This window comes from Nocardia sp. NPDC003345, from assembly GCF_053589395.1.
Genome location: NZ_JBSFRU010000399.1, coordinates 1 through 5208, shown reverse-complemented (window position 1 = coordinate 5208; position 5208 = coordinate 1). Strand labels below are relative to the sequence as shown.

Here is a 5208-nt window from a genome sequence, read left to right as displayed (position 1 = left end):
CCGGGCCCGACCAGTAGGCGGCCATACCGTCTATCTCGGTATCCATCCGGATGAACCCGTTACCGAGTGTGCTGGCAACCTCTGACAGAAAGGTTCCCGCATCGGCTATCGATCTCGAATCTACGGAAATCGGAGCAGGTTCAGGCATGTATCCCCCGTTGTCGTCGTGTCATATCGCCACCGATCTTCACAAATAGACCGACGCGCCGCGAGCCGGGTCGGTTCCGCACATCCCACGAATACGAGAACGGCCCGCACCGTATGGGTGCGGGCCGAAGCATCGGACCGGCTGAAGACAGGCCGTCGTGCCGAGTCTTGTCCCGGAGCCGCGGAGCCGCTGGACCTTTCCGGCTCGGATTCCGCGGTCGCCTACCGGGTCGCGTCGGCGAGGATGATCTCGGCGGCCTTCTCGCCGATCATGAAGCACGGGGCGTTGGTGTTGCCGCCGGTGATGCTCGGCATGATCGAGGCGTCGACGACGCGCAGACCCTCGATACCGCGCACTTTGAGCCGGGGGTCGACGACGGCACGGTCGTCCACGCCCATCCGGCAGGTGCCGACGCCGTGGTAGACCGAGGTCGACCGCTGTTTGAGCGCGGTCCGGAGTTCTTCGCCGTTCGGGACGGAGGTGCCGGGATGGATCTCGGTCTTCACGCCGCCCCCGAAGACCGGCGACGCCATGATTTCGCGGATCATCTCGGTGCCCTGCGCGAGCACCTCGACATCGTGCGGGTCGGTGAAGTATTGGTAGTCGATCAGCGGCGCGGCCGCCGGGTCGGCCGAGGCGAGCCGGATGGTGCCGCGGCTGCGGGGGTAGATCAGCGTCGAGAAGACCGTCAGGCCCGGCCGCGGGTCGGGCATATGCCGGACCGGCTCGTCCTGGTTGGGGCTCGGGTAGGTCCACGGCAGGGCGTGCAGCTGGATGTCCGGGACGTCGGTGGCCATGCTGCTGCGCACGAAACCGACCGATTCGAAGACCGAATTGTTCAGGAACGAATCGCCGCGGAAGACGTCGCGGGCGACGCCCTTGGCGAAGGTCCACGGGTTGCCGCGGTAGGCGATGGAGGGGACGTGGAACGAGAGCGGATGGAAGAGGTGATCGTGCAGGTTGTCGCCGACCGGCAGGTCCGCGATGGTCTCGATGCCGAGGGCGGCGAGATGCTCGGCGGGGCCGATACCGGAGAGCATCAGCAGCTGCGGGCTGTTGATGAAGCCGGCGGAGAGGATGACCTCCTTACCGGCGGAGATGACGCGCGGGGCGCCCTTGCCCTTGTCGCGCACCTCGACGCCCGTGGCGCGGCCGTTCTCGACGATCACCTTGGTGACGTGTACCTCGGTCTGGAAATCCAGGGTGGGCGGGGCGAGGTGGTGCACGTAGCCGCGGGTGGAGGAGTAGCGCAGACCGTCGGCGGCGTTCTGCTGCATCCGGGCGATGCCCTCCTGCTCGGCGGCGTTGTAGTCGTCGAGGATCTTGACGCCGAGGGTATCGGCGGTGGCCTGGATGAACTGCAGGGTCGCTTCCTGCGGGGTCTTGTTGCGGGTGATCTTGATCGGACCGCCGGCGCCGCGGAACTCGTTCGCGCCGTCCTCGAAGTCCTCGTAGCGCTTGTAGGCCTCGTTGACCTCGTCGGCCGACCAGCCGGTATTGCCCTCGGCGGCCCAGGAGTCGTAGTTGGCGCGGTTACCGCGGACGTAGACCATGCCGTTGACCGAGGAGGAACCGCCGCCGACCTTGCCGCGCGGCGCGGGCATCCGGCGCCCGTCCAGACCCGGCTGCGGCACCGACCGGTAGCCCCAGTCGAAGAACTTCTCGAGCTTGGGCTCGGAGTGCATGGGGCCGATCATGCCGGGCTTCTTGGTGAAGTAGCCGTGGAAACCCTTGTCGTCGGACTTGCCGGCCTCGAGCAGGATCACGCTCGCGCCGGACTGGGCGAGCCGGCCCGCGACGATCGCGCCGGAGCTGCCGGATCCGACGACCACGTAGTCGGCTTCGTTGCTGGGCGCGCGCTTGGCCATGGTGCTCAATCCTTCGCTCGGAGATCGGCCGGGCGTCGACGACCGGCTGCGCACAACTGTAACGCGTTCTAGTTTCTTCGCAAAAGGCTCTCCGCCGAGTTCGGGATCTCCGCTGGCGAGGTGCGGTCACCGGCCCGGGTTCGTGGTGCAGAATCGACCCGGTCGTACCTGGTCGGCCGGACCCGGCGGGCCGCTCTCGGCAATGGAGGAGGCCGATGGACTCCGGCTCGCACTCGATGCTGCACCGTCCGCTGTTCGCGCGCGGAAAGCCGCTGGACAGCGGGAACGTGGCGAGCCGGATCAGCGCCTACATCTACGGCAATGTCCTGGTGCTCACGGCGCTGGTGCCGGTGGTGACCAGTGCGCGGCACGTCGGGATTCTGGTGGTGCTGGGAACGGCGGCTTCGACGTTCGTGGCGCACAGTTTCGCCGAGGCGGTGGGCGACAGTGTGCGGGAGCACCGGACTCTCACGACGGCGGACAGGTGGCGGGAGCTGCGCAATTCCGTGCCGATCCTCAGTTCGGCGGTGCTGCCGTGCGTGATACTGGCGACCGCCCTGCCGGGCTGGCTGGAGCCGCGGACCGCGCAGGTTTTCGCGGAGGTGGCGGTGCTGGCCCGGATCGGCGGGATCGTATTCGTTATCCGGCGCCTGAAGGGCGAGCCGCCGAACCGGTGGTCGGTGCTGTCGGCGGTGCTGCTCACGGTGGTCGCGACGGTGGTGGTGGTCGTGAAGGTCGCGCTCACGCACTGAACGCGTCGCTGTGCCGAGGCATGCGCGTGTGGTGTCGGGGGAGTCACCGCGCCTCGAAGACGACCATCCCGGCGATCCGGTTGCCGAGGCGCGCGAGCCGGGGCGTGTTCGCGGCGGCCGCGCGGGGTGGCACGATCCGCGGGTCGCGCACGGTGACGGCTTTACCGCGGTAATGGATGCGGGCCCCACCGGCGGCGACGATATTCCTGGCCCAGTCGGTCTCACCGTGGAGCAGCACGACGGCCATCACATCGCCGCGGCGGAAGAGACTGACCGGAGTGCGGTAGGAGTTCCCGGATCTGCGGCCGATGTGTTCGACCACGGCGAAACCCGGGAGCGAGGGGGCCAGCCGTCGCATCAGCGGGTTGAGGTATCGGTCGCCGAGCCGGTCGGCCCATTTCGGAAAGTAGTGCGGCAGTGGGCCTTCGGTGCTCGTCATATCGATGAGCCTAGAAGCGGGCGGTCGCCGGGGCATCCGTCCGTGGGCGGAAATCTACTGCGCCGCCGCGAGTGCGAGGATGCTCGGAAATCACTATCGGACAGCGTATTCTCTGTGCCGGGCAACCGTCGCCGAGCGGCTGTTTCGCCAGTAGTCTGCACGAATGTCGAAGCTGACGGTGACCCGCCGGAGGGCGCTGGCGCTCGCGGCCGGGGCGGGGGTGATGGCAGCGGGGATGGGCCGTTCCGCGACCGCCCGCGCCGAGGAACCGGTGGTGAACACCCGCTATCGCGGATACTCGGAGCAGGACCGGGTCCGGCCGTACGCGTCGTTCATGGCAGAGCGCACCGCCGACCCGCAGCCCGCGGTCACCGAGGCGCATGCGGGCCCGCCGGTGCCGCCCGAGCGGATTCCGCCGTTCGAAAGCCTCACCGGCGAACTCGCCCCCGGCGGTTACGCGCCGATCGAAACCGGATACGGGCGGATGGCGTCGGGAGCGGTCTGGGTGGCCGTCCGTACCGAGATGCCGGGCGTCACGGCGGCCATGTGGGACTGGTGGTTCGGCTGGCATCTGACCGAATCGGCCCGCTACAAGCTGTGGCATCCGGACGCGCATATGTTCGCCGAGGTGGCGGCGGACCGGAACGACCGGGCCGGAACCGATCGGGAACGCTATATCGGCACCGTGTCCTACGTGGACGAATACGTCGGCCCGAAACTGCAGCAGCTGGCCATCGCCTTCCACGACCCGGTGGGTTACGGGTTCACCGTCCCGGACGGGCACACCGTGATCCTCGGGCGGGTCGGCAGCAGTGTGGCGCCCGTGGACCTCGGGTGGCTGGCGCATCAGGTCCGGCCGATCCCGGGCGGTTGCGAGATGCGCAGCCGCTTCTACCTGGGGCTGTACGGACTCCACGGTATCGACGCGCCACATACCGCGCGGGCGGTCCAGCGTGGCGCCGCGGTCGATCCGGGCGATCTGCTTCCCGGCCTCGATCTCGCCCGCGATCTGTTGCTGCACTGCGGGCAGGAGATGAACCATCTGGCCGGCTTCCTGCCGGAGCTGTATCAGCGGTTCGCCACCTGAGCGCCGGCCGTTTCGGCCACCTCCACCACCAGATCACGCACCGCGTGCAGGGCGGGGTTGTCATCGTCGGCGCGCCACGCGGCGACCAGTTCGACCGGTTCGCCGCGGATACCCTCCACCGGCCGCAGCACCACCCCGTCCAGGCCGAACGCTTCGGCGGCGCGCGGGACCAGTGCGAGCCCGAGACCCGCGCGGACCAGGGCCAGGATCGTATGCACCTGACTCAGATGCTGCACGTATCGCGGCGCGATCCCGGCGCCGCGGAATACGCCCACCAGCACCTCGTAGAAGTAGCGGGCCTCCGAAGGTGAGTACATGACGAACGGTTCGTCGTCGAAATCTCGCACGTGGGGTATCGCCTCCCGGCTCGCCAGTGGGTGCGCGGCGGGAACGGCGGCCAGCAGGGGTTCGCGGTGCAGGGGGTGGTGGGCGAGTTCGCTACCGCGCACCGGCGGGCGCACCAGGACCAGGTCGAGTTCGCCCGCGCGTAGCTCCTCGAGCTGGGTGCCCGACACCCTTTCGCGGAGCACCAGGTCGACGCCGGGGAGCCGGGTGCGGGCGGCGGCCACGAAGGCGTCCAGGATCGAATGCGCCGAGGACGCGGTGAAACCCATTGCCACCGTGCCGATTTCACCGGCCGGAACCCGCCGCACCGTGAGCGCGGCCTGTTCGGAGAGTCCCAGGATCCGCCGGGCATCACCGAGAAAGGCCTGACCGGCGGTGGTGAGGCGGACCGCGCGACCGGTGCGGTCGAACAACTCGACCCGCAGTTCGCGCTCGAGTAGCTGGATCCGCCGCGACAGCGGCGGCTGGCTGATCGAGAGGCGTTCCGCGGCGCGCCCGTAGTGCAGGGTCTCGGCGACGGCGACGAAGCTCTCCAGCTGGTTCAAGGTAAACACCGATTCATAATAGGT

Annotated in this window: 5 protein-coding genes; 2 read left to right on the top strand and 3 right to left on the bottom strand. The window is 68.7% G+C overall.

Annotation, left to right across the window (positions count from 1 at the left end):
* Positions 1 to 369: 369 nt before the first annotated feature.
* Positions 370 to 2016, bottom strand: coding sequence for a GMC family oxidoreductase (locus ACWDU1_RS29140; protein WP_450003360.1), 1647 nt, complete (start codon positions 2014 to 2016; stop codon positions 370 to 372).
* Positions 2017 to 2231: 215 nt separating this feature from the next.
* Here ACWDU1_RS29140 and ACWDU1_RS29135 point away from each other — a divergent pair, with 215 nt between their 5' ends.
* A complete protein-coding gene (locus ACWDU1_RS29135) occupies positions 2232 to 2768 on the top strand; it encodes a hypothetical protein (protein ID WP_450003358.1) in 537 nt (178 codons plus the stop codon).
* Between the two features lie 43 nt (positions 2769 to 2811).
* On the opposite strand, the gene ACWDU1_RS29130 is transcribed toward ACWDU1_RS29135, so the two are convergent.
* The gene (locus ACWDU1_RS29130) at positions 2812 to 3207 is read right to left on the bottom strand and encodes a nitroreductase family deazaflavin-dependent oxidoreductase (RefSeq protein ID WP_450003356.1); all 396 of its coding nucleotides are present in this window, start codon (positions 3205 to 3207) and stop codon (positions 2812 to 2814) included.
* A 163-nt stretch (positions 3208 to 3370) separates the two neighbouring features.
* Between ACWDU1_RS29130 and ACWDU1_RS29125 the strand changes: the two genes are divergently transcribed.
* Positions 3371 to 4294 carry a DAPG hydrolase family protein gene (locus ACWDU1_RS29125; protein ID WP_450003354.1) on the top strand — a complete coding sequence of 308 codons (924 nt, stop codon included), beginning with the start codon at positions 3371 to 3373 and terminating at the stop codon, positions 4292 to 4294.
* Here the strand turns inward: ACWDU1_RS29125 and ACWDU1_RS29120 are convergent.
* A complete protein-coding gene (locus ACWDU1_RS29120; protein ID WP_450003353.1) occupies positions 4276 to 5193 on the bottom strand; it encodes a LysR substrate-binding domain-containing protein in 918 nt (305 codons plus the stop codon). The genes ACWDU1_RS29125 and ACWDU1_RS29120 overlap by 19 nt on opposite strands.
* Positions 5194 to 5208 lie beyond the last annotated feature (15 nt).

Coding starts and splice junctions, on each gene's coding strand:
- ACWDU1_RS29140 (WP_450003360.1), bottom strand. CDS start 2,016: ATGGCCAAGCGCGCGCCCAGCAACGAAGCCGACTACGTGGTCGTCGGA.
- ACWDU1_RS29125 (WP_450003354.1), top strand. CDS start 3,371: ATGTCGAAGCTGACGGTGACCCGCCGGAGGGCGCTGGCGCTCGCGGCC.
- ACWDU1_RS29135 (WP_450003358.1), top strand. CDS start 2,232: ATGGACTCCGGCTCGCACTCGATGCTGCACCGTCCGCTGTTCGCGCGC.
- ACWDU1_RS29130 (WP_450003356.1), bottom strand. CDS start 3,207: ATGACGAGCACCGAAGGCCCACTGCCGCACTACTTTCCGAAATGGGCC.